23 protein-coding genes are annotated in these 24,235 nt (G+C 60.4%); 17 read left to right on the top strand and 6 right to left on the bottom strand.

The annotated features are described in order from the left end of the window. The first annotated feature begins 163 nt into the window (after positions 1-163). From ACRRNM_RS12835 to ACRRNM_RS12825, 3 genes are read left to right on the top strand one after another with little or no spacing between them, the layout of a single operon-like run. Positions 164-490 carry a DUF883 family protein gene (locus ACRRNM_RS12835; RefSeq protein ID WP_435628592.1) on the top strand — a complete coding sequence of 109 codons (327 nt, stop codon included), beginning with the start codon at positions 164-166 and terminating at the stop codon, positions 488-490. Between the two features lie 3 nt (positions 491-493). Beyond that, the gene (locus ACRRNM_RS12830) at positions 494-877 is read left to right on the top strand and encodes a phage holin family protein (protein WP_435628591.1); all 384 of its coding nucleotides are present in this window, start codon (positions 494-496) and stop codon (positions 875-877) included. Beyond that, entirely contained in the window at positions 870-1,169 is a 300-nt protein-coding gene (locus ACRRNM_RS12825; protein ID WP_435628590.1) for a YqjK-like family protein, read from the top strand. Before ACRRNM_RS12830 ends, ACRRNM_RS12825 begins: the two co-directional genes overlap by 8 nt. Here the strand turns inward: ACRRNM_RS12825 and ACRRNM_RS12820 are convergent. Then, entirely contained in the window at positions 1,166-2,614 is a 1,449-nt protein-coding gene (locus ACRRNM_RS12820; RefSeq protein ID WP_435628589.1) for a transglycosylase SLT domain-containing protein, read from the bottom strand. The genes ACRRNM_RS12825 and ACRRNM_RS12820 overlap by 4 nt on opposite strands. Before the next feature lie 279 nt (positions 2,615-2,893). After that, entirely contained in the window at positions 2,894-4,861 is a 1,968-nt protein-coding gene (gene acs, locus ACRRNM_RS12815) for an acetate--CoA ligase (RefSeq protein ID WP_435628588.1), read from the bottom strand. A 199-nt stretch (positions 4,862-5,060) separates the two neighbouring features. On the opposite strand from acs, the gene ACRRNM_RS12810 reads away from it, so the two are divergent. The 11 genes from ACRRNM_RS12810 to ACRRNM_RS12760 all read left to right on the top strand — a co-directional run bounded on the left by ACRRNM_RS12810 (position 5,061) and on the right by ACRRNM_RS12760 (position 14,643). Then, complete coding sequence (locus ACRRNM_RS12810; protein ID WP_435628587.1) at positions 5,061-5,444, top strand: response regulator transcription factor; 384 nt, start codon at positions 5,061-5,063, stop codon at positions 5,442-5,444. Continuing rightward, positions 5,441-6,052 (top strand): chemotaxis protein CheC, encoded by a 612-nt coding sequence (locus ACRRNM_RS12805; RefSeq protein WP_435628586.1) that lies wholly within the window; start codon positions 5,441-5,443, stop codon positions 6,050-6,052. Before ACRRNM_RS12810 ends, ACRRNM_RS12805 begins: the two co-directional genes overlap by 4 nt. 13 nt (positions 6,053-6,065) lie before the next feature. Continuing rightward, the gene (locus ACRRNM_RS12800; protein ID WP_435628585.1) at positions 6,066-7,109 is read left to right on the top strand and encodes a GGDEF domain-containing protein; all 1,044 of its coding nucleotides are present in this window, start codon (positions 6,066-6,068) and stop codon (positions 7,107-7,109) included. A gap of 168 nt (positions 7,110-7,277) precedes the next feature. Continuing rightward, a complete protein-coding gene (locus ACRRNM_RS12795) occupies positions 7,278-8,702 on the top strand; it encodes a PhoH family protein (protein ID WP_435628584.1) in 1,425 nt (474 codons plus the stop codon). Beyond that, the gene (msrB, locus tag ACRRNM_RS12790) at positions 8,699-9,094 is read left to right on the top strand and encodes a peptide-methionine (R)-S-oxide reductase MsrB (RefSeq protein WP_435628583.1); all 396 of its coding nucleotides are present in this window, start codon (positions 8,699-8,701) and stop codon (positions 9,092-9,094) included. The genes ACRRNM_RS12795 and msrB overlap by 4 nt, the downstream gene beginning before the upstream one ends. 135 nt (positions 9,095-9,229) lie before the next feature. After that, on the top strand, positions 9,230-9,772 hold the full coding sequence (locus ACRRNM_RS12785) for a septation protein A (protein ID WP_435628582.1): 543 nt from the start codon (positions 9,230-9,232) through the stop codon (positions 9,770-9,772). Beyond that, a complete protein-coding gene (locus ACRRNM_RS12780) occupies positions 9,772-10,074 on the top strand; it encodes a YciI family protein (protein ID WP_435628581.1) in 303 nt (100 codons plus the stop codon). The genes ACRRNM_RS12785 and ACRRNM_RS12780 overlap by 1 nt, the downstream gene beginning before the upstream one ends. A gap of 112 nt (positions 10,075-10,186) precedes the next feature. Next, positions 10,187-10,972: a peptidylprolyl isomerase gene (locus ACRRNM_RS12775; RefSeq protein WP_435628580.1), complete on the top strand. Its 786-nt coding sequence runs from the start codon at positions 10,187-10,189 to the stop codon at positions 10,970-10,972. A 221-nt stretch (positions 10,973-11,193) separates the two neighbouring features. Next, a complete protein-coding gene (locus ACRRNM_RS12770) occupies positions 11,194-11,958 on the top strand; it encodes a hypothetical protein (RefSeq protein WP_435628579.1) in 765 nt (254 codons plus the stop codon). Positions 11,959-11,960: 2 nt separating this feature from the next. After that, positions 11,961-12,905 (top strand): esterase/lipase family protein, encoded by a 945-nt coding sequence (locus ACRRNM_RS12765; protein WP_435628578.1) that lies wholly within the window; start codon positions 11,961-11,963, stop codon positions 12,903-12,905. A 334-nt stretch (positions 12,906-13,239) separates the two neighbouring features. Then, positions 13,240-14,643 carry a hypothetical protein gene (locus ACRRNM_RS12760; RefSeq protein ID WP_435628577.1) on the top strand — a complete coding sequence of 468 codons (1,404 nt, stop codon included), beginning with the start codon at positions 13,240-13,242 and terminating at the stop codon, positions 14,641-14,643. A gap of 139 nt (positions 14,644-14,782) precedes the next feature. Here ACRRNM_RS12760 and purL read toward each other — a convergent pair whose 3' ends face one another. Continuing rightward, positions 14,783-18,826: a phosphoribosylformylglycinamidine synthase gene (gene purL, locus ACRRNM_RS12755; RefSeq protein ID WP_435628576.1), complete on the bottom strand. Its 4,044-nt coding sequence runs from the start codon at positions 18,824-18,826 to the stop codon at positions 14,783-14,785. A gap of 70 nt (positions 18,827-18,896) precedes the next feature. On the opposite strand from purL, the gene ACRRNM_RS12750 reads away from it, so the two are divergent. Continuing rightward, positions 18,897-19,850, top strand: a complete 954-nt coding sequence (locus ACRRNM_RS12750; protein WP_435628575.1) for an NAD(P)H-hydrate dehydratase — start codon at positions 18,897-18,899, stop codon at positions 19,848-19,850. Positions 19,851-19,862: 12 nt separating this feature from the next. Here the strand turns inward: ACRRNM_RS12750 and ACRRNM_RS12745 are convergent, their stop codons facing one another. Next, positions 19,863-20,309: a YaiI/YqxD family protein gene (locus ACRRNM_RS12745; RefSeq protein WP_435628574.1), complete on the bottom strand. Its 447-nt coding sequence runs from the start codon at positions 20,307-20,309 to the stop codon at positions 19,863-19,865. A gap of 124 nt (positions 20,310-20,433) precedes the next feature. Continuing rightward, complete coding sequence (locus tag ACRRNM_RS12740; RefSeq protein ID WP_435628573.1) at positions 20,434-20,952, bottom strand: REP-associated tyrosine transposase; 519 nt, start codon at positions 20,950-20,952, stop codon at positions 20,434-20,436. Positions 20,953-21,138: 186 nt separating this feature from the next. On the opposite strand from ACRRNM_RS12740, the gene ACRRNM_RS12735 reads away from it, so the two are divergent. Together ACRRNM_RS12735 and ACRRNM_RS12730 are read left to right on the top strand one after the other, a co-directional pair. After that, the gene (locus ACRRNM_RS12735) at positions 21,139-23,091 is read left to right on the top strand and encodes an ATP-dependent DNA helicase (RefSeq protein WP_435628572.1); all 1,953 of its coding nucleotides are present in this window, start codon (positions 21,139-21,141) and stop codon (positions 23,089-23,091) included. Position 23,092: 1 nt separating this feature from the next. Next, positions 23,093-23,734 (top strand): hypothetical protein, encoded by a 642-nt coding sequence (locus tag ACRRNM_RS12730; RefSeq protein WP_435628571.1) that lies wholly within the window; start codon positions 23,093-23,095, stop codon positions 23,732-23,734. On the opposite strand, the gene ACRRNM_RS12725 is transcribed toward ACRRNM_RS12730, so the two are convergent. After that, a complete protein-coding gene (locus ACRRNM_RS12725; RefSeq protein ID WP_435628570.1) occupies positions 23,700-24,203 on the bottom strand; it encodes a DUF3124 domain-containing protein in 504 nt (167 codons plus the stop codon). The two genes, ACRRNM_RS12730 and ACRRNM_RS12725, sit on opposite strands and share 35 nt — an antisense overlap. Between the last annotated feature and the right edge of the window lie 32 nt (positions 24,204-24,235).

The raw sequence follows: 24,235 nt of genomic DNA, 5'->3' as shown, positions 1-24,235 counted from the left end.
CCGGCCAATTGCCCCTCACCAGTAGGGCGATAGCCTGAATAGGGAATAGTCCGGATTGACGCCCGTGAGTTTTAGGATTACAAAGGCGTCGGAGTATCCGGTAGTCCTCGGACAGTTGAGCGTTAACCTATTGCAGTTCTTTATCCATCCAAAGGAGCGAATAATGAACAGACAAGCAAGCATGGAAAACGAAGTCAGCAAGGAGAAGCTCATGCAGGATTTGCGCGTGGTGGTAGCGGATGCGGAAGAACTGCTGCGTGCAACCGCCGGCCAAGCGGGCGAGAAGGTGTCCTCGGCGCGCGAGCGCATCCAGGAGAGCCTGTCCCATGCCAAGGGGCGCCTCATGGCAGCAGAGGAGGCCGTGGTTGCAAAAACCAGGCAGGCGGCTAAGGCGACCGATGAATATGTACATGAAAATCCGTGGAAATCCGTCGGCATCGCTGCCGGAGCCGGGCTGATCATCGGCATGCTGATCTCACGTAGCCGTTAAGCGATGCCGGAAACAAGCCCCGGCCTGATGGGGTCGGTCAAGCGGCTACTGTCCACACTGACCTCCATCGTTTCGACGCGGCTTGAGCTGCTGGCGAATGAACTACAGGAAGAGCGTCTGCGTTTAACGCAAATGCTCTTTTTTGCTTCGGCTGCACTATTCTGTTTCGGCATGGGCATATTGCTGCTCACAATGTTCGTCGTGGTGCTGTTCTGGGACGATCACCGCCTCGCAGCGCTTGGTGTGTTGAGTGCTGTTTTTTTTGCACTGGGCTCGCTGATGGCGATGTTGCTGCGCAGCAAGGCCCAGGCAAAATCCCGCCTGTTTTCCGCCAGCCTGGCCGAATTATCCAAAGACCGCGAACGACTGGAAACCGGCCATGAATAAACAAATGTCTGCGGTAATGCAGCGTCGCGGCGAACTGCTGGCAAGAATCGCCACGCAGCGCGAACAGGTAGCCGGAGTTGGCGCACGCTGGCAAGCCCCGCTGGCGCTGGCGGATCAGGGATTGGCAGTCGTGCGTTTTCTGCGTTCCCACCCCGTGCTGGTCGCCGACGTGGCCGCGCTGGTTGTGATTCGCCGGCGCGGTGTGCTTGGTCTGGTGAAGGGTGGATGGCGGATATGGAAGGGATACCGCTTCCTCGCCGCGCTCTCTGAAAAACTTTCGCCGCGAAACTAGGTTCCAGGATGCCTGCTGTAAACGGCACTTGCGCGCCTTAACGCACCGTTCCCGGACTTGCTCAGGCGGCTGGAAGGCTTGCGGGATGCCGCTTGCATGACGTTGATGGCCTGGCCGACCCTGAGTATTTTCAATGCCCCCTTGTTCCACTCTTTCAGGCCGGCAACGCTGACGTGATAACGGCGCGCAATGCCACCCAGCGTATCGCCCTTGCGCACGATGTGCTTGACGGCACTATCGCCGGTGGGAGAAAGATGCATGTTGAACGCCTCGAATTCTTCGTCCGCTTCGCTTTCCTCGCCGTTGACCGGCACCAGCAGTGTCTGGCCAGTACTGACCTTGGCGCGTCCCGACAGCCCGTTCACCGACTTGAGCGTTTCCACGGAAAGGCCGAAGCGCGGCGCAAGATGGTCGAGCCGTTCGCCTTTTTTCGGCTGGTAGGCCTGCCAGCTGACCAGCGGTTTGTCGTAATTCTCCAGATTGGCGCGGAAGGTTTCGACTGCGTCTACCGGCAGCAGGATCAAATCGCTGTTGTCCTGCAGGATGACCGGGCGGTTATGCGCGGGATTGAGCGCGGCGAATTCTTCCATCGGGATGTCAGCCAATTGGGCGGCCAGCTTCACGTCGATGTGCTTGGTGGTTGAGACGGCGGCAAAATAGGGGTTGTCAGGAATATCCTCCAGCACCAGCCCGAAGCTCGCGGGATTGGCGACGATGTTCTTGACGGCCAGCAGTTTCGGCACATAGTTGCGCGTCTCATTGGGCATTTTCAGGCTGGTGTAATTTACCGGCAGCCTGCGCTTGCGGTTGCGCGCCTGTGCGCGCTGCACCGCGCCCTCGCCCCAGTTGTAGGCGGCCAGCGCCAATTCCCAGTCGCCGAACATGTCATGCAGTTTTTGCAGATAATCGAGCGCGCCGTTGGTTGCGCTGATGACATCGCGCCGACCGTCATACCACCAGTTCTGCTGCATACCAAAATTTTTGCCGGTGGAAGGAATGAACTGCCAGATGCCCGAGGCGCGGCTGGTCGAATAGGCGCCGGGATTGAAGGCGCTTTCTATCATCGGCAGCAGCGCGATCTCGCTGGGCATGCCGCGCCGTTCCACTTCGACCGTGATGTGATAAAGGTAACGGCGCGCACGCTCAGTCATGCGCGCCACGTAATCGGGGCGGCTGGCATACCATTTCTCGTGCCTTGCCACCAACGGGCTGTCCAGATCGCGCATGGAGAAGCCGTTGCGGATGCGCGCCCAGAGGTCACGCGCTGCCAGTTCGCTGTCCGAGATGAGTTCCAGTTCGATGTTGCGGGCAGTCGAAAGCTTCAGGGGAGCAGGTGTAGCGGCAGGAGAGGTACTCAGGGCGAGCTGTTCTTCGGCTTGAACGGCTGGGGTGGCTAGAGTGCAAACGGCAAGCAGCGCAAAGAAAATCCGTCGAATCAATGGCACGTGCGTAGTTCCAGTTGGCTCAAAATTTCCGCGATGGTACCGGCGCAGGGCGAGCGGGTCAACCGAAAATAACGGCTAAATCAAATTAATCAACGCACTGCGTTCTTCAATTGCTCGAGGATGGCCGGGTTTTGGCTCCGGCCGCTGCGCTTAACGTTCGCTACGCTCACGTTAACCAGCGACTTGGCACTCGCAAGAGCGCCCAGTCGAATGGCTATGCAGAGCTAGCCTACGCCGAAACCCCACAATATAGAGATAGGCGACACCCTCGAGATTTGCCTAATGTACTGCGTTTTTGAGCTGCTCCAATATTGCGGGGTTTTCAAGAGTAGAGACATCCTGGGTGATTTCCTCCCCCTTGGCGATGGCGCGCAGCAGGCGGCGCATGATCTTGCCGGAGCGCGTCTTGGGCAGGTTGTCGCCGAAACGGATTTCGTCCGGCTTGGCGATCGGGCCGATTTCCTTGCTGACCCAGTTGCGCAGGCTTTCGGCGATCTCCCTGACCTTGGCCTGATCTTCCGGGCGCGCGCCCTTCAGCACGACGAAGGCCGCTATCGCCTCGCCCTTGATCTCGTGCGGTTTGCCAACCACGGCCGCCTCGGCGACCAGCGGGTTGGCTACCAGCGCCGATTCGATCTCCATCGTCCCCAAGCGATGCCCCGAGACGTTCAGCACATCGTCGATGCGCCCCATGATCCAGAAATAGCCATCCTCGTCGCGGTGCGCGGAGTCGCCCGCGAGGTAGGCGCCGCGCATCTCATCGGGAAAATAGGCCTTGCGGTAGCGTTCCGGGTCACCCCAGATGGTGCGGATTTGCGACGGGAAGGGGCGCTTGATGACAAGGAAGCCGCCGTGCTTGTCATGCACTTCGTCGCCTGCTTCGTTGACGATGGTCGCCATGATGCCGGGCAGCGGCAGCGTGCAAGTGCCGGGTTTAATCGGCATCGCACCGGGCAGCGGTGCGATCATGTGCGCGCCGGTTTCGGTCTGCCACCAAGTGTCCACGATCGGGCAGCGCGAGCGGCCGACCTCGGTGTAGTACCACATCCAGGCCTCGGGGTTGATCGGTTCGCCGACCGAACCGAGCAGGCGCAGGCTGGACAGGTCATATTTCCCCGGCAAGTCGCCGCCAAGCTTGATGAGCGAGCGGATTGCCGTCGGCGCGGTATAGAAGGTCGTCACCTTGTGATCCTGGATCATCTTCCAGAAGCGTCCGGCATCGGGGTAAGTCGGCACGCCCTCGAAGATCACCTGCGTCGCGCCCATCGCGAGCGGGCCGTAGGTCACATAGCTGTGGCCGGTGACCCAGCCCACGTCGGCGGTGCACCAGAAAATATCCGTCGGCTTGTAATCGAATACCCATTGCATCGACAGCATCGCCACGAGCAGGTAGCCGCCGCTGGAATGCTGCACGCCCTTGGGTTTGCCGGTGGAGCCGGAGGTATAGAGGATGAACAGCGGGTGTTCCGCGCCGACCCATTCCGGCTCGCAGCTCGTACCCTGCCCCTTCACCGCGTCATGCCACCAGACATCGCGCCCGGCATTCCAGGCGGTCTCACAGGCAGCGCGCCGGTAGACGACGACGCTGTGCACCATGTCGCAGCCGCCCATCGCCAGCGCGTCATCCACCGCCGGCTTCAACGGCATCACCTTGCCGCCGCGCATCTGCGCATCGGCAGTGATCACCGCGCACGCGCCGGCATCGGTGATGCGCTCGTGCAGGCTCTTGGAGGAAAACCCGCCGAACACCACCGAGTGGATCGCGCCAATGCGTGCGCAGGCCTGCATCGCGACCACCGCCTCGATGCTCATCGGCATATAGATGACGACGCGATCGCCGTTCCTGATGCCGCGCGATTTCAGGCCATTGGCGAACTGGCAGACGCGCGCGTGCAAGTCGCGGTAATTGATTTTCGTCACCGTGCCGTCGTCGGCCTCGAAGATGATCGCGGTCTTTTCCGGCTGGGTGTCGAGATGCCTGTCGAGACAGTTATAGGAAACATTCAGCACGCCGTCCTCAAACCACTTGAAGAAGGGTGCATTGCTCTCGTCCAGCGACTTCGTGAAAGGCTGCTTCCACAGCAGGGTTTCGCGCGCCAGCTTGGCCCAGAAGCCCGCATAGTCCTGCTCCGCCGCCTCGCACAGCGCCCGGTAGCTCTCCATGCCGGAGACGTTGGCCTGTTTGACGAACTCATCGGGAGGATTGAAAACGCGGGTTTCATGCAATACGGACTGGATGTTGGGCATGCGATCTCCTGATTGGCGTTTGTTTGTTGAGCCCGGCGGGACAGGCCCTGTAACCCGGTAAATGTAGTTTTTTATTGCACAGTCTGTCAACCAAACCAGAGCCTCCCGGGAAAAGGCTTTCACATCGAAAGATGCTTAGGAAATACTGAATTGCGTTAGAATTATTCCCATAAAAACGATTCGCTTGGGGAGAATTTGTGTGCCGCACCGCAACAGCATTAAAACGCTGCTCATCGTAGATGACAGCCGCGTATCACGCATGATGATACGCACCTTCGTACTCGCCAAATACCCGAAATGGATCATCATCGAAGCTGCCAGCGGCAATGAAGCTCTGGAGATCGTAGATCGCGACACACCGAATTACTGCACCATGGACATTAACATGCCTGGCATCATCGGTACCGAGGCGGCCGCGCAAATCCTTGCCAGGTATCCGGGCATCCGCATTGCCGTCTTTTCGTCCAATATCCAGCAAAGCTACCAGACTCGCGCCGCCGAGCTTGGCGCGCGGTTCGTCGCCAAACCGGTCACGGAAAAAAGCGTGGCGCAGGCGCTCGACTTTTTCGAAAGCCGAACATGAGCCTGCTGTCCGATCTGCAACTCGATGCACTGACCGAGATTTTCAACATCGGCGCAGGCCGTGCCGCAGCCAGCCTGAGCGAAATCGTCGGCGACGAAGTAAAACTGTCCGTGCCAAGCATCCAGCTTTACCAATCCTCTGAGATCAATGCGGAGGCTTTGTCGCTCAGCAACACGCGACTAGGCGCAGTCAAACAGAGTTTCGGTGGGCCGTTTGATGCCGATGCCATGCTGCTATTCACTGAAGATCGCGCACTGGAAATCGTGCACGACATGATGAATTCGCAAGTAAGCGTCGAAGAAGTGGCCGAATTCGAGCAGGAAGCCATGTGCGAATTGGGTAATATCATACTGAACGCCTGCCTTTCCTCGATGGCGGACATGCTCAACCTCACACTGCACAGTTCCCTGCCGGCCTATTCCGTCGGCACAACAGAAATGGTGCTGCAACAGATCATTTCGGAAGTGGACCACCCGCTCGTGCTGGTGCTGCACATCGACCTGACTATCGAAAAGCACCATTCACAGGGCTACCTGGTATTTCTGCTGAGTTCTTCATCGCTGCAAAAGCTTCTCGCCCATATCGACCGGTTCATAGCCGACATCTGAAAACAGAGCACGCATGATTCCAACGCTAGTGAAAAATGGGATTGCCTTCCCGGGAAACGCCGGGGAAGAAATCGCGGGAAAAATCTGGGACAGCATCAAGTCCGGCCTGATCCTGGTCGACAGTGAAGGCAAAATTCTGCTGTGGAATGACTGGGTTGCCCTGCACAGCGGGATTCCGGCCGAATTTGCCCTGAACCGCTTTCTCGAATCGCTGTTCCCAGACGGACTGTCTGCCTCCTTCAAAGCCGCCCTCAAGAACGTGCTGCAGCGCAAACTGCCAATCATCCTTTCCAATGCGCTGCACCGCTCCCCATTGCCGCTCTACCCCCTGCCGGTCACGCAGCACAAACAGGGGCGCATACAGCAATCCATCGTCATCACCCCCATCGTCACCAGCAAAGAAAAGTATCTCTGCCTGATCCAGATTGCCGACGCCACCTTATCCGTCAAGCGCGAACGGGTCCTGAAATCGCACACTGAAAGGCTCAGCAAGGAGGCCATCACGGATGCGCTGACCGGCGCCTACAACCGGCGCTTTTTCGACGAACGCTTTGCCGCCGAATTTGGCCGTGCCCTGCGGCAGAACGTTCCGCTCTCCCTCATCATGCTGGACGTGGACTATTTCAAACCCTACAACGACAAATACGGCCATCCTGCCGGCGACAGGGTGCTGATCTCGGTCGTGCAGGCGCTCAAGTCGCAACTGAACCGACCGACCGACGTGGTGGCGCGCTATGGCGGCGAGGAATTTGCCATCATCCTTCCCGATTCCGGACCGGAAGGAGGCCAGATCGTCGCGGAAAAGCTGCGTCTTGCCGTTTCCGAACTGAATATCCCTCATGACGAATCGGCGATTGCCGACCACATTACGATCAGCGTAGGCATCACCACTTATCAGCCGGATACCATCTGCAATGCAACCTGCTTTCTGGAAACGGCGGATACTGCCCTCTACAGCGCCAAGCACAGTGGGCGAAATTGCGTACGATACATCGTTACGCCGGACTGCAGCAGGCCTTGCCCAGATACCGGGCCACAAGCCGACCCCTCGGATTAACCAGGCACCCAATGCTTGCCTTTGCAACGTTTTTTGACAAGAATGGCGGCACGTTGAGCAAATGCCTTATGCCAGAAAACGACATCTTGGTTTCTCCTTGCCCGCTACCTGCGGCCAGGCCTTCACCTTGTAACTTTTTCATCAGCCCCTTAATCCAAAAGGAACTTCATGTCTCCCTCCCCAAGTAAAAAGCCTGCCAAGACTGCAAAGCAGGAGACCAAGCTGTTCGTGCTGGACACCAACGTATTGCTGCATGACCCGACCAGCCTGTTCCGTTTCGAGGAACATGACATCTGCCTGCCGATGTTCGTGCTGGAGGAGTTGGACAACAAGAAGAAAGGCATGACCGAAGTCGCGCGCAACGCGCGCCAGGCAAGCCGCTTCCTCGACGAGATCGTCAGCGACGCGCCGCACAAGATAGAGGAAGGCATCGCACTGGAATCCGCCGCGCACAAGAACTGCACCGGCCGGCTGTTCCTGCAAACCAGCTTCATCAAGCATGAACTGCCGCAGCACCTTGAACTGGGCAAGGCGGACAACGCGATCCTCGGCGTGGTCATCGGCATGCAGAAGCTCTACCCGCAGCGCGCGGTGATTCTGGTCTCCAAGGACATCAACATGCGCATCAAGGCGCGCGCGCTGGGCCTGGAGGCGCAGGACTACTTCAACGACAAGGTGCTCGAAGACACCGACCTGCTCTACACCGGCGTACTGCAATTGCCGGAGGATTTCTGGGACAGGCACGGCAAGGACATGAAGTCCTGGCAGAAGGAAGGCCACACCTATTATCAGATACGCGGCCCGCTGTGCGGGGCGATGTTCGTCAACCAGTTCGTCTACCAGGAAAACGGCACGCCGTTCTATGCCGTGGTGCTGGAGCAGGACGACAAGACCGCCCTGCTGCGCACGCTGACCGATTACACGCACAGCAAGAACAACGTGTGGGGCATCACCGCGCGCAATCGTGAGCAGAACTTCGTGCTCAACCTGCTGATGGACCCGGAGATCGATTTCGTCACCCTGCTCGGGCAGGCGGGCACCGGCAAGACCCTGCTGACCCTCGCGGCCGGCCTGGTGCAGACGCTGGAGGCCAAGCTGTATTCGGAGATCATCATCACCCGCGTGACGGTTCCGGTGGGCGAGGACATCGGCTTCCTGCCCGGCACCGAGGAAGAAAAGATGACGCCGTGGATGGGCGCGCTGGAAGACAACATGGACGTGCTGAACAAGTCTGAGGAGGATGGCGGCGACTGGGGACGTGCGGCGACGCGCGACCTGATCCGTTCGCGCGTCAAGGTCAAGTCTCTCAACTTCATGCGCGGGCGCACCTTCCTCAACAAGTACGTGATCATCGACGAGGCGCAAAACCTCACGCCCAAGCAGATGAAGACGCTGGTGACGCGTGCCGGCCCCGGCACCAAGGTAGTGTGCATGGGCAACATCGCGCAGATCGACACGCCCTACCTCACCGAGGGCAGCTCCGGCCTGACCTATGTGGTGGACCGCTTCAAGGGCTGGGAACACGGCGGCCATGTCACGCTGATGCGCGGCGAACGCTCGCGGCTGGCTGATTACGCCGGCGAGGTGCTGTGACCGCTCCCGTCGAAAAATCCGATGCCGAATGGCGCGAGGAACTCACCCCGGAACAGTACGAGGTATGCCGCCAGTGCGGTACCGAAGCAGCCTTCAGCGGCGCGTACTGGGACTGCCACGACCCCGGCATCTACCGCTGCGTATGCTGCGGCGCGGCGCTGTTCGACTCCGAGGCCAAGTTCGATTCCGGCTCGGGCTGGCCGAGCTTCGCGCAGCCGTACAAGCCGGAGAACATCACCACACGCGTGGACGACAGCCACGACATGAAGCGCATGGAAGTGCTCTGCAAGCAATGCGGTGCGCACCTCGGGCATGTGTTCCCGGACGGTCCTCCGCCCACCGGCCTGCGTTTCTGCATCAACTCCACCGCACTCGCGCTGGATCGCAACTGAACCAATTCACCACGAAGGACACGAAGTGATTTCAAAATATCGTTACGAGAAAACCAGCCTGTCCGCCGGACAAGCCCGGGCGTGCAACGGCTATTTAATTTCTTGTTCTTCGTGGTGCAAGTAGGATTTTAGATAATGAAACTGCTCTTCGACCTGTTCCCCGTCATCCTGTTCTTCATCGCCTTCAAGACGTTCGATATCTATATCGCGACCGGCGTGGCCATCGCCGCGACCGTCGCACAGATCGCCTGGACCAAATGGCGGCACGGCAAGGTGGATGTGATGCTGTGGGTAAGCTTCGCCATCATCGCCGTTTTCGGCGGCGCCACGCTGCTGCTGCACGACGAAACCTTCATCAAGTGGAAACCCACCGTGCTGTACTGGCTGTTCTCGGCCATCCTGCTGTTCTCGAACCTGCTGTTCAGCAAGAACCTGATGCGCGCGCTGCTGCAGGAAAAGATCGCCCTGCCGCTGCATGTCTGGAACCGCCTCAACCTGAGCTGGAGCCTGTTCTTTGCGGTGCTGGGTTTCCTCAACCTGTATGTGGCGTTCAATTATTCAACCGACACCTGGGTGAACTTCAAGCTGTTCGGCTTCACCGCCTTGATGGTGGTGTTCATCCTGGGACAGAGCATGTGGCTGGCGAAGTACGTGGACGAAAAGAAAGAAGGTAACTGATGTGGTACGCGATCACCGGGCAGGACATCCCGGACAGCCTGGAAAAGCGCATGGCGGCGCGTCCGGCGCACCTGGCGCGCCTGCAGGCGCTGCAGAACGAAGGCCGGCTGCTGCTGGCCGGCCCCTTTCCCGCCGTGGACGCGCTCGACCCGGGCGCGGCAGGCTACACCGGCAGCCTGATCGTTGCCGAATTCGCGTCATTGCAGGCCGCGCAGGAATGGGCGAGAGCCGACCCCTATGCCACCGACGGCGTATTCCGGCAAATCAGCGTCCAGCCGTTCCGCAAGGTATTGCCCGCCTGACCGCCCTGCTGTGTGATATATTCCGCGCTGCAAAAATTAAGAGGGCGCGTGCTGTGCGCCCCGACGGCGCATAGCCGATTATCGATTCTCAACCGTTGAAAAGGACTCAACAATGCTGAAGACAAGCAAATTTGCGGCACTGGCCATTCTGGGCGCGCTGGCGATCAACCCCGCCTTCGCCGAAGAGAAATCCGCTGCGATGGTAAATGGCGTTTCCATCCCGCAGGCGCGCATCGACCTGCGCGTCAAGGCAGCCGCCGCACAAGGCCAGCCGGACAGCCCGGAACTGCGCAAGGCGATCCGCGAGGACATGATCAACGTCGAACTGATGGCGCAGGAAGCAGCCAAGCTCGGCCTGGACAAGAATACCGATACCGTGCAGCAGATCGAACTGGCCAGGCAGTCCGTGCTGGCCGGCGCCTTCGTGCAGGACTACGCCAAGAACCACCCGATCAGCGACGACCAACTCAAGCAGGAATACGACAAGCTAAAAGCCAAGCTGGGCAACAAGGAATACAACGTCCGCCATATCTTGGTGGATACCGAAGCCGAGGCCAAGGACATCATCGCGCAACTCGGCAAGAAGGCCAAGTTCGAGAAGCTCGCCGCAAAATCCAAGGATGCCGGTTCCGCGCAACGCGGCGGCGAACTGGGCTGGGCGGTGCCGGGCAATTTCGTGCCTGAATTCGCCAACGCGATGCTCAACCTGAAAAAGGGCGAATACACCAAGGAACCGGTGCAGTCGCAATTCGGCTGGCATGTCGTCAAACTGGAAGACACGCGCGACCTGAAGGCGCCACCGTTCGAGGAAGTCAAACCGCAACTGCAACAGCGCCTGCAGCAGCAGTCAGTCAAGAAGGCGATCGACGACCTGCGCACCAAGGCCAAGATCGAGTAACCGCTACTCGGTCGGATAAAAAGGGGGATGCCGCCGGCATCCCCCTTTTTCATTGGACGGCGCAACTCTCACTCCTAGGCCGAAATACATAGGCATTCAGGTCTATTGTACGTGGCGAACCGACTGCCTAGAATGCCGCACAGGCGTCGCCGCCGAAACAGCTCCATGAGGCATGCCGCGCACCGTTCCCGATCGCCAGCAACCCCAACGGAGATACCGCCATGACCGACACCGCATCTGTGGCAACCATCATCGAAGCCATTTCGAACAAGACCCTCGATTACGCGCTCCTTCTGGCAGCCATCGGCACTCTGTCGATGGCCTTCATCGAACTCGCCAAGGGGCTGACCGCATTCCGCCGCCGCTTCCATCGGCGCGAACTGGCGCGGTGGATGCCCGAGCCGGACTGCCTCCGGGAAGTGCTCGTGCTCGCCGCGGGCGGCGAACAGAATGCCGGCGTACTTTTCGACCAGCCGACCGAGCGCATGCTCGGGCAGACCCAGGCCGCGGCCAACCTGTCGCTGGAATATCCCGACCGCTACCCGCATGCCTACGCATTCTTCACCCGTGAGGATTTGCAGATGAAACTGGCGCAAACCGGCGGCGCGCCCGATGACAGCCGGCGCTGGGCGGACTTCGCAAAGCGCACGGCAAGCGAGGGCTACGCAGCCGACGAGGCACAGCGGCTGAAACAGGAAAGCGAAGGGCGTGCCGCACAGCAGGCGCGGGCGCGCCTCGGCAATCTCATCGCGCGCCGCCTCGACATGTTCCAGAACCGCACCCAATACCGCTGGGCGCGGCTCAACCAGCTTATCTCCATCGCCACCGGCGCAACCCTGACCGCCTATGCGCTGGCCAGCACCAACAAGGTCGACAGCGCCAACGACTTACTGGTGCTGGTGCTCCTGTCGCTGCTGGCGGGCATGCTCGCACCGTTCGCCAAGGACGTGGTTGCCGCCATCAGCGGCCTGCGCGCAAGAGCCTGACCATGCCAAAAGTGCAACGCATCAGGCTCTCCTGGCGCGAAAAGCCGGTCGGCGGCGAAGTCAGCCCCCATCCGGAGGTTTCCGACAAGAGGGCGCTCGAAGAGGCGCAACATCTGGTGCTGCTGATCCACGGCTACAACAACGATGCGGCGGATGCGCAAAAAGCCTATGACGGTTTCCACGCCCGCCAGCGCGACCTGGATAGCGGCGAGCGCTACGGTATCGGGCGCACCTTCGTCGAAGTGTATTGGCCGGGCGATGCCGCATGGGGCATCCTCTCGTTTCTTTTCTACATGGGCAGCATCAGGCACGCCATCCAGACCGCCGAACGGCTCGCCGCCTACCTTGCTGAACACGCCCGCGATGGCGCGCGCATCGACATCGTGGCGCACTCGATGGGCTGCCGCCTGGCGAGCGAATTGCTGCTGGCCCTGAAAGACCGCCTGCCCCCGCCGCACATCGAGCGCATCGTCTTCATGGCCGGAGCCGTGCCGACCTTCATGCTGGAACAGCGCGATCCGCCGCGCCGCCTGCGCCCGTCCTACGACCAAGTGCTGCGCGAAGGGGCGCGCAGCCTGTATTCGGGCGCAGATAGCGCCCTGTCGTTCGCCTTCCCCGCCGGGCAGACCCTCGCCTCCGGCGCGGAAGGCTTCCTGCCCACCGCGCTGGGACACGCCAGATGGGCCGACCTCGCCGCCCCAGGCAATCTCGACCAGCAGCCGAACGACGGCGCGGGGCACGGCGATTACTGGGGCTGGAACACCAAGCCGGAACATCTGCAATGCGCCAAACGGGCCGCGCAACACGTACGCAGCTACCTGCAATTCCCCTCGGCGGGCAGCCGCGAGATCGAAGCGAGACAGTTGGCGGAAAACAGCACCTTCGAAGCGCGCGCAAACACAAGCTCGCGCGAGATCGCAACGCGCAGCATCTTGGCACACGCCTAGCCATATCGGCATTGACAGCCGCCGGAGAACTCCCCTAAAGTGCGCCCCACTTGCAGTTTCGCCACAAAGCACACCGCGCCGCACGCATCGGCCCGGGGCAACCGGCGGAATCCCAGAACAGGAGGCTGGCGCAACCGATTCCCGCACCGACGGGAACATTGCCATTGGCCGTTTACTTGTTCAAAAGAGGGAGCATTAGCTTGACTGCAAGTCTCACCGGGTTTTCTTTGCGCAGCTGCGGCAAGCTGCTGGCTCGTACCATTTACTTCAAAATAAATCTGCTGCTGAGCAGCTTGATTAAACCTGTTTAATTCATTTAATTGGAGCAAGGTAAATGCAAACCTTTGCAACAGAATTTCCTATCGGCTCTTCGCGAAGTGCAATCGACTTCTTACACGCCATCCGTGAGTGGATTCTTGGTTCTCGCCACACAACCTTTACCGAAGCTGACTTAAAAAATATTTCCAATTCTGACGAGTGGACTGCTCGAAAGCCTAACGAGTCCATTGAATCATTAATTGCCTCCGCTTCCAATACTGAATCTGCTGCCGTGCGCTATACAAAAGTTGACGGCAACCTTGAGTGGGTCACTTCAATAGCTTTTTCCAAGCAAAGTACAGACTCATGGGTAGGGATTCGCATCTCTTGTGAATCTCTTCATCCCTCGACAAGATTACCCTTACCAAAAAAACCAGTCGTAGTGCGAACACTCATTAAGTGTCTTGGGGGTGGCCTTGATGGTGAAATTCAGGTTGCTGACACACCACTTATTCTCGGAAACGATGATATTGAGTTTGCTGGCCGCTGCATTTCTGGAAAAGCGAACTACCGACTGCCCCTCGTATATGTAAGTTCAACTTACAAGCAAGGCCATATTGTTGATGTAAATAAACTTGCAAGCGCGCTTTCTGGCATGGCTCATGTCATGGTAGAGCCCAATCGCGCATTTTCCATAAGACTCATGAGCGAAGTAGATTCGCAAAACGTTTACGGCGGAACAATCGGAATCTACTGGCCAGATGGTGGTGGTCGTCGCTCATTCTTTCTCGGTCGAGGTTATGAATCTTCTGATGAAATTGAAAGTGCCGTTATTGAAGAGGTGCGCAATGCTCTCTCAAACAGACGACCACTATCTCGTTGCACTTGGTCTGCCGTACGAGAAGCTCTCTCAAGGAGAAGCTACAACTTACTGAAAGAGCAAGGCTCAACGGAAATTGACAAATATATTGCTGCTTTTGGAGGAGAACTAACTGCAAAAGAAGCAGAATTAGACGATGCGGAAAAAGAAATCCATCGCCTTGAAGCTGAGATAAGAAAATACCAAGCCCTTAACCCCATGCAGGCTGGCCTTTCCTTGCGAACTGGCAAAGAGCGCGATTTATATCCAGGAGAGCTAATTTCAATTGTCCACGATGCTCTGAGCGATGCAGCCGGACGAGTGCCCGATGACAGTCGTCGAAAGCACGTATTGACCAGCATAGCCGAGGCTAATCCTCCTGTTGGCGAAAACATCTCTCTAAAAGAGCGACTAAAGGCCCTTCTACGGGATTACAAAACTATGGATGCCAAGTGCCGGGGGGCACTCGAAGATATGGGCTTTGAAGTTTCCGAGGATGGAAAACACATCAAAGTCGTATTTGAGGGGGATGATCGTTACACTTTTACACTGTCGAAAAGTGGAAGCGATTATCGTGGCGGCCTTAATGCGGCTAGCGACATCTCAAGATTATTATTTTGATGCAACTAGCTATCTATAAAAACAGAGCTAAAAGAACTAAAAGAAAGAACTAAAAGGGTCAGCTTCGCATTACCCCAGTGAAACCCCTGAACAAAAAAAGGCGATCATCATCGCCTTTTTTGTTCAAACCACGACTACTCTACCCCACCCACTTCCTTGCATTCTGGAACATCCGCAACCAAGCCCCGTTCTCCTGCCACTCGCGCGGATACCAGGAGTTCTGCACGGCGCGGAACACACGTTCGGGGTGCGGCATCATGATGCTGAAGCGGCCATCCGGCGTGGTGAGGCCGGTGATGCCCTGCGGCGAGCCGTTCGGGTTGAGCGGGTAGGTCTCGGTCACGTTGCCGTAGTTGTCCACGTAGCGTAGCGTGACGATGTCCTGCGCGGCCCTGAGCTTCTTCGCATCGGAGAAGTCGGCGTAGCCCTCGCCGTGCGAGACGACGATGGGCATGCGGCTGCCCGCCATGCCGCTGAAGAAGATCGAGGGCGATTCTTGTACTTCGACCATCGTGAAGCGCGCCTCGAACTGCTCGGACTGGTTGCGCGAGAAGTGCGCCCAGTTTTCCGCGCCGGGGATGATCTCGTGCAGGTTGCTCATCATCTGGCAGCCGTTGCACACGCCCAGCGCGAAGGTGTCGCTGCGCCCGAAGAACGCCGCAAACTCGTCGCGCGCCCTGCGGTTGAACAGGATGGATTTCGCCCAGCCCTCGCCCGCGCCGAGCACGTCGCCGTAGGAGAAGCCGCCGCACGCAGCGAAGCCCTTGAAGTCGGCCAGCTTGACGCGGCCGCTGATGATGTCGCTCATGTGCACGTCCACCGCTGCGAAGCCGGCGCGGTCGAAGGCCGCGGCCATCTCGAGCTGGCCGTTCACGCCCTGCTCGCGCAGGATGGCGATTTTGGGGCGGGTCAGCACCGCTCTCCCTTCGACAAGTTCAGGGCGAACGGGGGTTGGATTTTCATTCGGGTCATAAGTCAGCTTCGCATGCAATCCAGGGTCGGCGGCGTCGAGGATGCGATCAAATTCCTGTTGCGCGCAGGCCGGGTTGTCGCGCAGCTTCTGCATCTGGTACGTCGTCTCCGACCAGATGCGCTGCAGGCTCACACCGCTCTCGCTGAACAGCTTCTCGCCGCCGCGTGAAATCTCGATCATGCCGGTTTCGTTCAGCGTGGCGATCTGCTGCACGCTCTTCAGCCCGGCATCGCGCGCCAGTTGCAGGACATGCGGCACGTCGCGGCTGCGCACCTGCACCACCGCGCCAAGCTCCTCGTTGAATAGCGCGCGCAGCGTGTCGCCATGCAGCTCGTCGAGCCTGATGTCGAGGCCGATGTGCGAGGCGAACGCCATCTCGCACAGCGTCACAAACGCGCCGCCGTCGGAGCGGTCGTGGTAGGCGAGCAGCTTGCCTTTGGCGTTCAGGCTCTGCACCAGTCCGAAGAAGTTCTTCAGCACCTGCGCATCGTCCACGTCCGGCGCGACGTCGCCGACCTGCTTGTAGGCCTGCGCCAGCGCTGAGCCGCCCATGCGGTTCTTGCCCTGCCCGAGGTCGATCAGCAGCAGCGCGGTATCGAGGTAGGGCGAGAGCTGCGGCGTGAACGTGTGGCGCGCATCGGGGCAAGGCGCGAAGGCGGAGACGATGAGAGAGAGGGGGGCGGTGACTTCTTTTTTCACCCCCTCTCCCCTGCCCTCTCCCCTGCCCTCTCCCTGCGAGGGAGAGGGAGTTTCGGTCCAGGTGGTCTTCATAGACATGGAGTCCTTGCCGACCGGGATGCCGATGCCGAGCTGCGGGCAAAGCTCCATGCCGACCGCGCGCACGGTATCGAACAGCGCGGCGTCCTCGCCGTGGTGTCCCGCCGCCGCCATCCAGTTTGCGGAGAGCTTGATGTCACCGATTTTCTCTATCGATGCGGCGGCGATGTTGGTGAGCGCCTCGCCGACCGCCATGCGCCCCGAGGCGGGCGCGTTGATCAGCGCGAGCGGGGTGCGCTCGCCGATGGCGAAGGCCTCGCCGCGATTGGTGTTGAAGCCCATCAGCGTGACCGCGACGTCGGCCACCGGCACCTGCCACGGGCCGACCATCTGGTCGCGTGCGGTCATGCCGCCCACGGTGCGGTCGCCGATGCTGATGAGGAAGGTCTTGTTCGCGACCGACGGCAGGCGCAGCACGCGCTCGACCGCATCGCGCAATTCGATGGGGTTGCTGTCGAACGATGTCAGGCGCGGCGTCTCGCGCGCCACATTGCGCGTCATCTTCGGCGGCTTGCCGAGCAGCACCGACAGCGGCATATCCACCGGGTCGTTGTTGAATTCGGCGTCGTGCACGGTAATCTGGTCCGCGTCGATCGCCGTGCCCACCACCGCGAACGGACAGCGCTCGCGTTCGCACAGCGCGCGGAATTCTTCGAGGCGCTCCGGCGCGATTGCCAGCACGTAACGCTCCTGCGACTCGTTGCACCAAATCTGCTTCGGCGACATGCCGGTCTCGTCCAGCGGGATCTTGCGCAGCTCGAAGCGCGCGCCCTTGCCGCCGCCGTGCACCAGTTCCGGCAGCGCGTTCGACATGCCGCCCGCGCCGACGTCGTGGATCGAGAGGATGGGGTTGTTCTCGCCCATCTGCCAGCAGCGGTCGATCACTTCCTGCGCGCGGCGCTGCATCTCGGGGTTGCCGCGCTGCACCGAGTCGAAGTCGAGGTTCTCGGCGTTCGCGCCGGTGTCCATCGAGGACGCTGCGCCGCCGCCGAGGCCGATCAGCATGCCGGGGCCGCCGAGATGCACCACCAGCGCGCCGGTTGGCAGGTCGTGCTTGTGCGTGTGGATCGCGGAGATGTTACCCACGCCACCCGCGAGCATGATCGGCTTGTGGTAGCCGCGCATCTCGCCGCCGACCTGCTCCTCGAAGGTGCGGAAATAACCGGCCAGGTTCGGGCGGCCAAACTCGTTGTTGAACGCCGCCGCGCCGATGGGGCCGTCGAGCATAATCTGCAGGGCAGAGACGATGCGGGAGGGACGGCCGTATTGCTGCGCTCCCTCTCCCCCGGCCCCTCTCCCACAAGTGCGAGAGGGGATCATCCCCTCGCCCGCTTGCGGGAGAGGGTTAGGGAGAGGGCTATATTTTTCCCACGGCTGCACAAACCCAGGAATATTCAGGTTGGACACCGAGAACCCGCACAGCCCGGCCTTGGGCTTGGAGCCGCTGCCGGTCGCGCCCTCGTCGCGGATCTCGCCGCCGCTGCCGGTGGCCGCGCCCGCGAACGGCGCGATGGCGGTCGGGTGGTTGTGCGTCTCGACCTTCATCAGGGTGTGAGTCAGCTCCTCGCTGAACGCGTAAGCCCCGCCCTCACGCGGGTAGAAGCGCTCGACGCGCGCGCCCTCAATCACCGAGGAATTGTCGGAATAGGCCACCACCGTGCCCTGCGGGCTGACCTTGTGGGTGTTGCGGATCATGCCGAACAGCGACATGTCCTGCGCCTCGCCGTTGATCACCCAGTCGGCATTGAAAATCTTGTGGCGGCAGTGCTCGGAATTCGCCTGCGCAAACATCATCAGCTCGACGTCGGTCGGGTTGCGCTCCAGCTTCCTGAAATTCTCGACGAGGTAGTCAATCTCGTCGGGAGACAGCGCCAAGCCCATCTCGCAGTTGGCCTTCTCCAGCGCCTTGCGCCCGCCCTTCAGGACATTTACCGTTTCGAGCGGCTGCGGCTTGCCGTGTTTGAAGATTTTTTCCGCCGCGCCGTCGATGCTATCCAGCACCGTCTCCGTCATGCGGTCATGCAGCAGCGGCAGCACCGCGGCCAGTCCGGCCTTGCCCAGCGGCTTGCCGTTATTCGTGGAGAGGTAATACACCACGCCGCGCTCGATGCGTTCGATGCCGGACAGCCCGCAATGCTGCGCGATGTCGGTGGCCTTGGTGGACCAGGGCGAGATCGTGCCGAGGCGCGGCACCACCAGCAGGCGCTGGCATTTATCCGCATCGGCGGGTTCGCCCGCCGCCTTGCCCAGCCCCAGCACCCTGCCCAGCAATTTGGCTTGCGCCTGGCTCAGAGCCTGGCCATTGAGTGCGCTGAAATAGCAGTGGCGCGTGTCCGCGAGGGCGACGCCGGGGGCGGCATCGCTCAGGGCGGCGCGCAGTTTTTCGAGGCGGAAGGCGGATAAGGCGGCGGTGCCGATCGAGACTTGAAACATGGCGAGGACGGTGAAATTAAACTCGGGGCGGGATTATACTATGCGCCCCACACTCAGTACCTGACCGGAAATGGGCAAACGCATCCCTATCCTCACGCAGAAGCAGGTCATGGCGAACTTCCCGAAGCGCCCGCAGGACAGCCACAAGGGCATGTTCGGCAACGTCGCGGTGATCGGCGGCGCGGCCGGCACGGTCGGTGCGGCGCTGCTCGCGGCGCGCGCCGCGCTCAAGCTGGGCGCGGGCTGCGTGCATGCGGGGCTGCTGGCCGACAACGCCCCGAGCGTCGATCCGGTGCAGCCAGAACTGATGCTGCGCAAGGCGCACGACTTGCTTCACCCTCTCCCCAACCCTCTAGGTGAAACAACTAGCCATTCGACTAGGCTGCATACAACCGCAGCCAAGTCGCTGGTTATCCCGCGAGCGGGAGAGGGTGCAAACGTGAAAGACAATTTCAATGTGCTGGTGATCGGCTGCGGCATGGGCATTTCGAATGAGGCCCACAAACTGCTGTATGAAGCGCTGAAATCCAGATCGCCCGTCTTACTGGACGCCGACGCGCTGAATCTGCTCGCCCGCCATACCGACTTGCAGGATGACCTGTGCAGCCGCAAGGCTGCGACCGTGCTCACTCCGCACCCCGGCGAAACCGCGCGCCTACTGGGCTGCGAGACCGGGGAAGTCCAGGCGGATCGCGTCGCGGTGGTGCAAAAACTGGCGCAGAAATTCGGCTGCAGCGTGGTGCTGAAAGGCGCTTCCAGCCTGTGCGCCACGTGCGATGGCAGGCTATTTATGAACAAGACCGGCAACCCCGGCATGAGCGCGGCCGGCATGGGCGACGTGCTGGCCGGCATGATCGCCGCCTTCATCGCGCAGGGGATGAGCGCGGACGACGCGCTGCTGCTCGCGGTGCACTTGCACGGCGCGGCGGGCGACGCACTGGCGCAGCAGCATGCCGCCATCGGCATGACTGCGACGGAAGTGACCGAGTGGGCGAGGTGGCTGCTGAACCAGTGGCTGCGCTGATCGAATCGAAACCTACGCAAGTTTCGCCAGAAACCTGTCCAGCTGGTTCGCGAATGCCTGGCGGTCGCCCTGGCTGAGCGCCGGCGGGCCGCCCGTATCCACGCCGCTGCCGCGCAGGCCATCCATGAAGTTGCGCATCGTCAGCCGCTCCTGGATCGTGTCCCTGGTGTAAAATTCCCCGCGCGGATTCAGGGCATGACCGCCCCGCGCGATCACCTCGGCAGCCAGCGGAATATCGGCGGTAATCACCAGATCGCCCGCCTCGACCAGCTCGGCGATCTTGTTATCCGCCACGTCGAAACCCGCCGGCACCTGCATCGCCCGGATGACCCTGGACGGCGGGCAATACAGCATCTTGTTCGCCACCAGCGTCAGCTGGATCTGCCGCCGCTCCGCCGCGCGGAACAGGATTTCCTTGATGACCTTGGGACACGCATCGGCATCCACCCAAATCTGCATATTTATCGATTCTCGTAAGTTGGGTTGGAGGTTTCAGGATGCAGCAAGCCAGTCCTGAGCACGGACGTAGGGTGGATAAGCGCAGCGCATCCACCATTTTGCATTCCATAAACACACCCCATCATCATTCGCAATCCATTCCAACAATGGTTGCCGGCTCGCGATCACCCCACGTTTGCTCATACCACCCCTTGCTCACTGCATTATCGAATGACGACCATGCCCATTCGCCGGGGGAACTCGCCAAGCCGTGTTTTACCGGGTTGTAATGAATGTAATCCATGTGCCTGCGCCAGTCCTCCTCATCACGAATAGCATGCTCCCAGAATCTGCGCTGCCACACCATGCGCTCGTTGCGCGCATTGGTAGCGGTGCTAATCTGGCGCGAAGTGGCCTTCTTGATCTCGCGCCAGCGGGAAGAATAATCGGCATCGCCTTCCGGCATGCGCCAGATACAGTGCAGGTGCTCGGGCATGATGACCATCGCGTCAATCTCGAAAGGACGAGCTGCCTTCACCTTGCGGAATGCCTGCCTTAGCGCTTCGACGCGATTTTCATCGGTAAAAACTGGGGCGCGATTAAAGGTGACGACGGTAAAGAAGTAAATGCCGCCGGGAAGATATGCCCTGCGATAATTGCTCACGTTGCATCCTTTTTAGCTTGGTGGATGCGCTACGCTTATCCACCCTACGGAACTCGGCCGCACGGAACAGGAAGTGGCTGAATATTTTTGCATATCCTGTATTCCCATCCTCTTCACTCGCGTAAAATTGCCGCCGCACTATAACGCTGCCGCCAGCAAATAACCACCTCCCTTAATCTCCCTACCGTGTCCGCCGAAGTCGAACGTTTCTTTTCCGAACAGAGTCCGCTTGCCACCGAAGTCGCGGCCTTCCGCCCGCGCGCGCAGCAGCGCGAGATGGCGCTCGCGGTGGCTGAGGCGATCCGCGACAATGCGATCCTGGTCGCCGAGGCGGGCACCGGCACGGGCAAGACCTTCGCCTACCTCGTGCCCGCGCTGCTCAACGGCGGCAAGGTCATCATCTCGACCGGCACCAAAAACCTGCAGGACCAACTCTTCCAGAAAGACCTGCCGACCGTGCGCGACGCCCTAAAGGCACCGGTGTCGGTCGCGCTGCTCAAGGGGCGCGCGAACTATGTGTGCCACTACCACCTGGAGCGTGCGCATTCCGACGGGCTGTTCAAGACGCGCGAGGACGTGCGCCATCTCGGCAAGATCAAGCACTATGCCAAGGTGACGGACAGCGGCGACAAGAGCGGGCTGGCGGACGTACCTGAGAACGCGCCGATCTGGATGCATGCCACCTCGACACGCGACAACTGCCTCGGGCAGGAATGCCCACAGCACAAGGAATGCTTCGTGCTCAAGGCGCGCTCCGAGGCGATGAAGGCCGACATCGTGGTGGTGAACCATCACCTGTTCTTCGCCGACGTGATGCTGCGCGACGAGGGCGTGGCGGAACTGCTGCCGGCCTGCAACACGGTTATCTTCGACGAGGCGCACCAGTTGCCGGAGACCGCGAGCCTGTTCTTCGGCGAGAGCCTCTCCACCTCGCAACTGCTCGATCTCGCCAGCGATGCGCGCATCGAGACGGCGGCCGCCGCGAAGGATTTTGCGCCGCTGCCCAAAGCCTGCGACGAGCTGGACAGGGCGGCGCGCGACCTGCGGCTGGTATTCAAGAAGGAAGGGCGGCTGCCCGCCAGCGCGGCGGAAAACTTCAGGGAGTTCGCGCCTGCGCTGAAGGCGCTGGGCGAGAAGCTCGCGCAGCTTTCCGGCCTGCTGGAGAAGCAGGCGGAACGCAGCGAGGGGCTGGAGAATTGCTGGCAGCGCGCACAGGGGCTGGCGCAACAACTGGCAAAATGGCAGAAAGGCGACGAGCCGGATCAGGTGCGCTGGCTGGAAGTCTTCCACCACTCGCTGCAACTCAACACCACGCCGCTGTCCATCGCGGAAATCTTCGAGAAGCAGATCGGCGGCAGCGCGCGCGCGTGGATTTTCACCTCCGCGACGCTGGCGGTGAAGAAGGACTTCTCGCTCTACCAAGCCGAGATGGGGCTGCTCAAGGCGAAGACCGCCTGCTGGGATAGCCCGTTCGACTACGGCGAGCAGGCGCTGCTATACGTGCCGCAGAACCTGCCGGAGCCGAACAGCGAGGGCTATACCGAGGCAGTGGTGCAGGCCGCGCTGCCGCTGATCGAGGCCAGCCGGGGGCGCGCCTTCCTGCTGTTCACCAGCCTGCGCGCGATGCAGCGCGCACACGAAATCCTGCTGGCGGAATTCGAGCGGCGCGGCTGGGACTACCCGCTGATGCTACAGGGCGAGGGCTCGCGCAACGAGATGCTCACGCGCTTCCGCGAGCACGGCAACGCGGTGCTGCTCGGCAGCCAGTCGTTCTGGGAGGGCGTGGACGTGCGCGGCGAGGCGCTGTCGCTGGTCATCATCGATAAGCTGCCGTTCGCGCCGCCGGACGACCCGGTGCTCGCGGCGCGCATCGAGCAGATGAAGAAGCAGGGCCGCAACGCCTTCATGGAGTACCAGTTGCCGCGCGCGATCATCACGCTCAAGCAGGGCGCTGGGCGGCTGATCCGCGACGAGACCGACCGTGGCGTGCTGATGATCTGCGACCCGCGCATCATCGGCAAGCACTACGGCAAGCGCATCTGGCAGAGCCTGCCGCCGATGCGGCGTACCAGGGATGAGGCGGTGGCGGTGGAGTTTTTTAACGATCCGGCATCTGCCGGCAGCACGTTAGCCGAGTAACTTGAAGTATTCCGCTCGGCCTGAGCTTGTCGAAGGCCAGCCGGTCGGCTCGCGCGCCTTGCAGCAGTATTCCGGCCTCGATGCCAGCCCGGCGACCATCCGCAACGTGATGGCCGACCTCGAGGACATCGGCCTCGTCAGCAGCCCGCACACCTCGGCGGGGCGCATCCCGACCGGTCTGGCCTACCGGCTGTTCATCGACACCATGCTGGTGACCAAGCCGCTGGACAGTTCGTATGTGCAGCAGTCTTCCATCGAGAAGCCTGCACTCCAGCGCCATACCGCGCAGGCGTCCTTGGTGTGGTTGCGCCGCTGGCCCGGCGTAACTCCGAAAACCTCCTCAATGGCGCTCGGCTCCTGCCCGGCGGATATGCCGGGTGAAGCGCCCAGCGCCAGCGTTCCGGCAAGCAGGCATTGTTGCAGACCAATCTTGCGCATCTTGCCTCCTTCACTTTCGGATCAGTCGCAGCCTAGGGCAGCGGCGGGAAAACCGGAATACCGGGAAGGCCGTATTTCCGATTGCGAACACATTGGAAGTCAGGACGAAAAGTTTGCGAAGCGAAATGAATGCAAGGTACACAACACAGTTATGGCGAATGCTTCAGCGGTTATTTTTCTCCGCTTATGGGTTGCGCTTTTGTGACGAAAGTGAAGGTGGAATGCCCCTTTATCTCTGCATGTACGGCTTCCACGATTGGAGGATTGACTGCGGTTTCCGCTTCCCATTGGATGATGAGATTCGCACCGGACCCGCCCTGCGTTTCCTGTTTTTCGATAAACAACTCATGGGTGCCCAGCGGTTCGATCATTACCGGCAAAGCCACAAGCTGTTTCAGCAGCTTGCCCCCGGTATCGAAATAGCGCGCGGAATTCAGCCTGATCGGTGTCTTGAGGTTAGTGTTACGAATGCTCACCAGGACCGAAACCGGTGTCTTCAATGGATAGCGCTTATTGACGACCCGGTCTCCATGCCAGATATACGAATAAACCGGCAAATAAAGAGTCTGCCCTGCGGATAGATTCTCGTCTCCGGCAAATGCAGCATGGCTTTGAAAGACCATTGCAGCCATAACGATGAGAAGAGGCAGCTTATGTGAGCTTGTATATTTCATGTCGATTCTCCGCGGTTGCAGGTTTCGCTCCT

The sequence above is a fragment of the Ferrigenium straubiae genome (assembly GCF_051257895.1).
GTDB lineage: Bacteria > Pseudomonadota > Gammaproteobacteria > Burkholderiales > Gallionellaceae > Gallionella > Gallionella straubiae.
The sequence above is the reverse complement of the archived record's forward strand: the minus strand, read 5'-3'. Positions and strand labels throughout refer to the sequence as shown.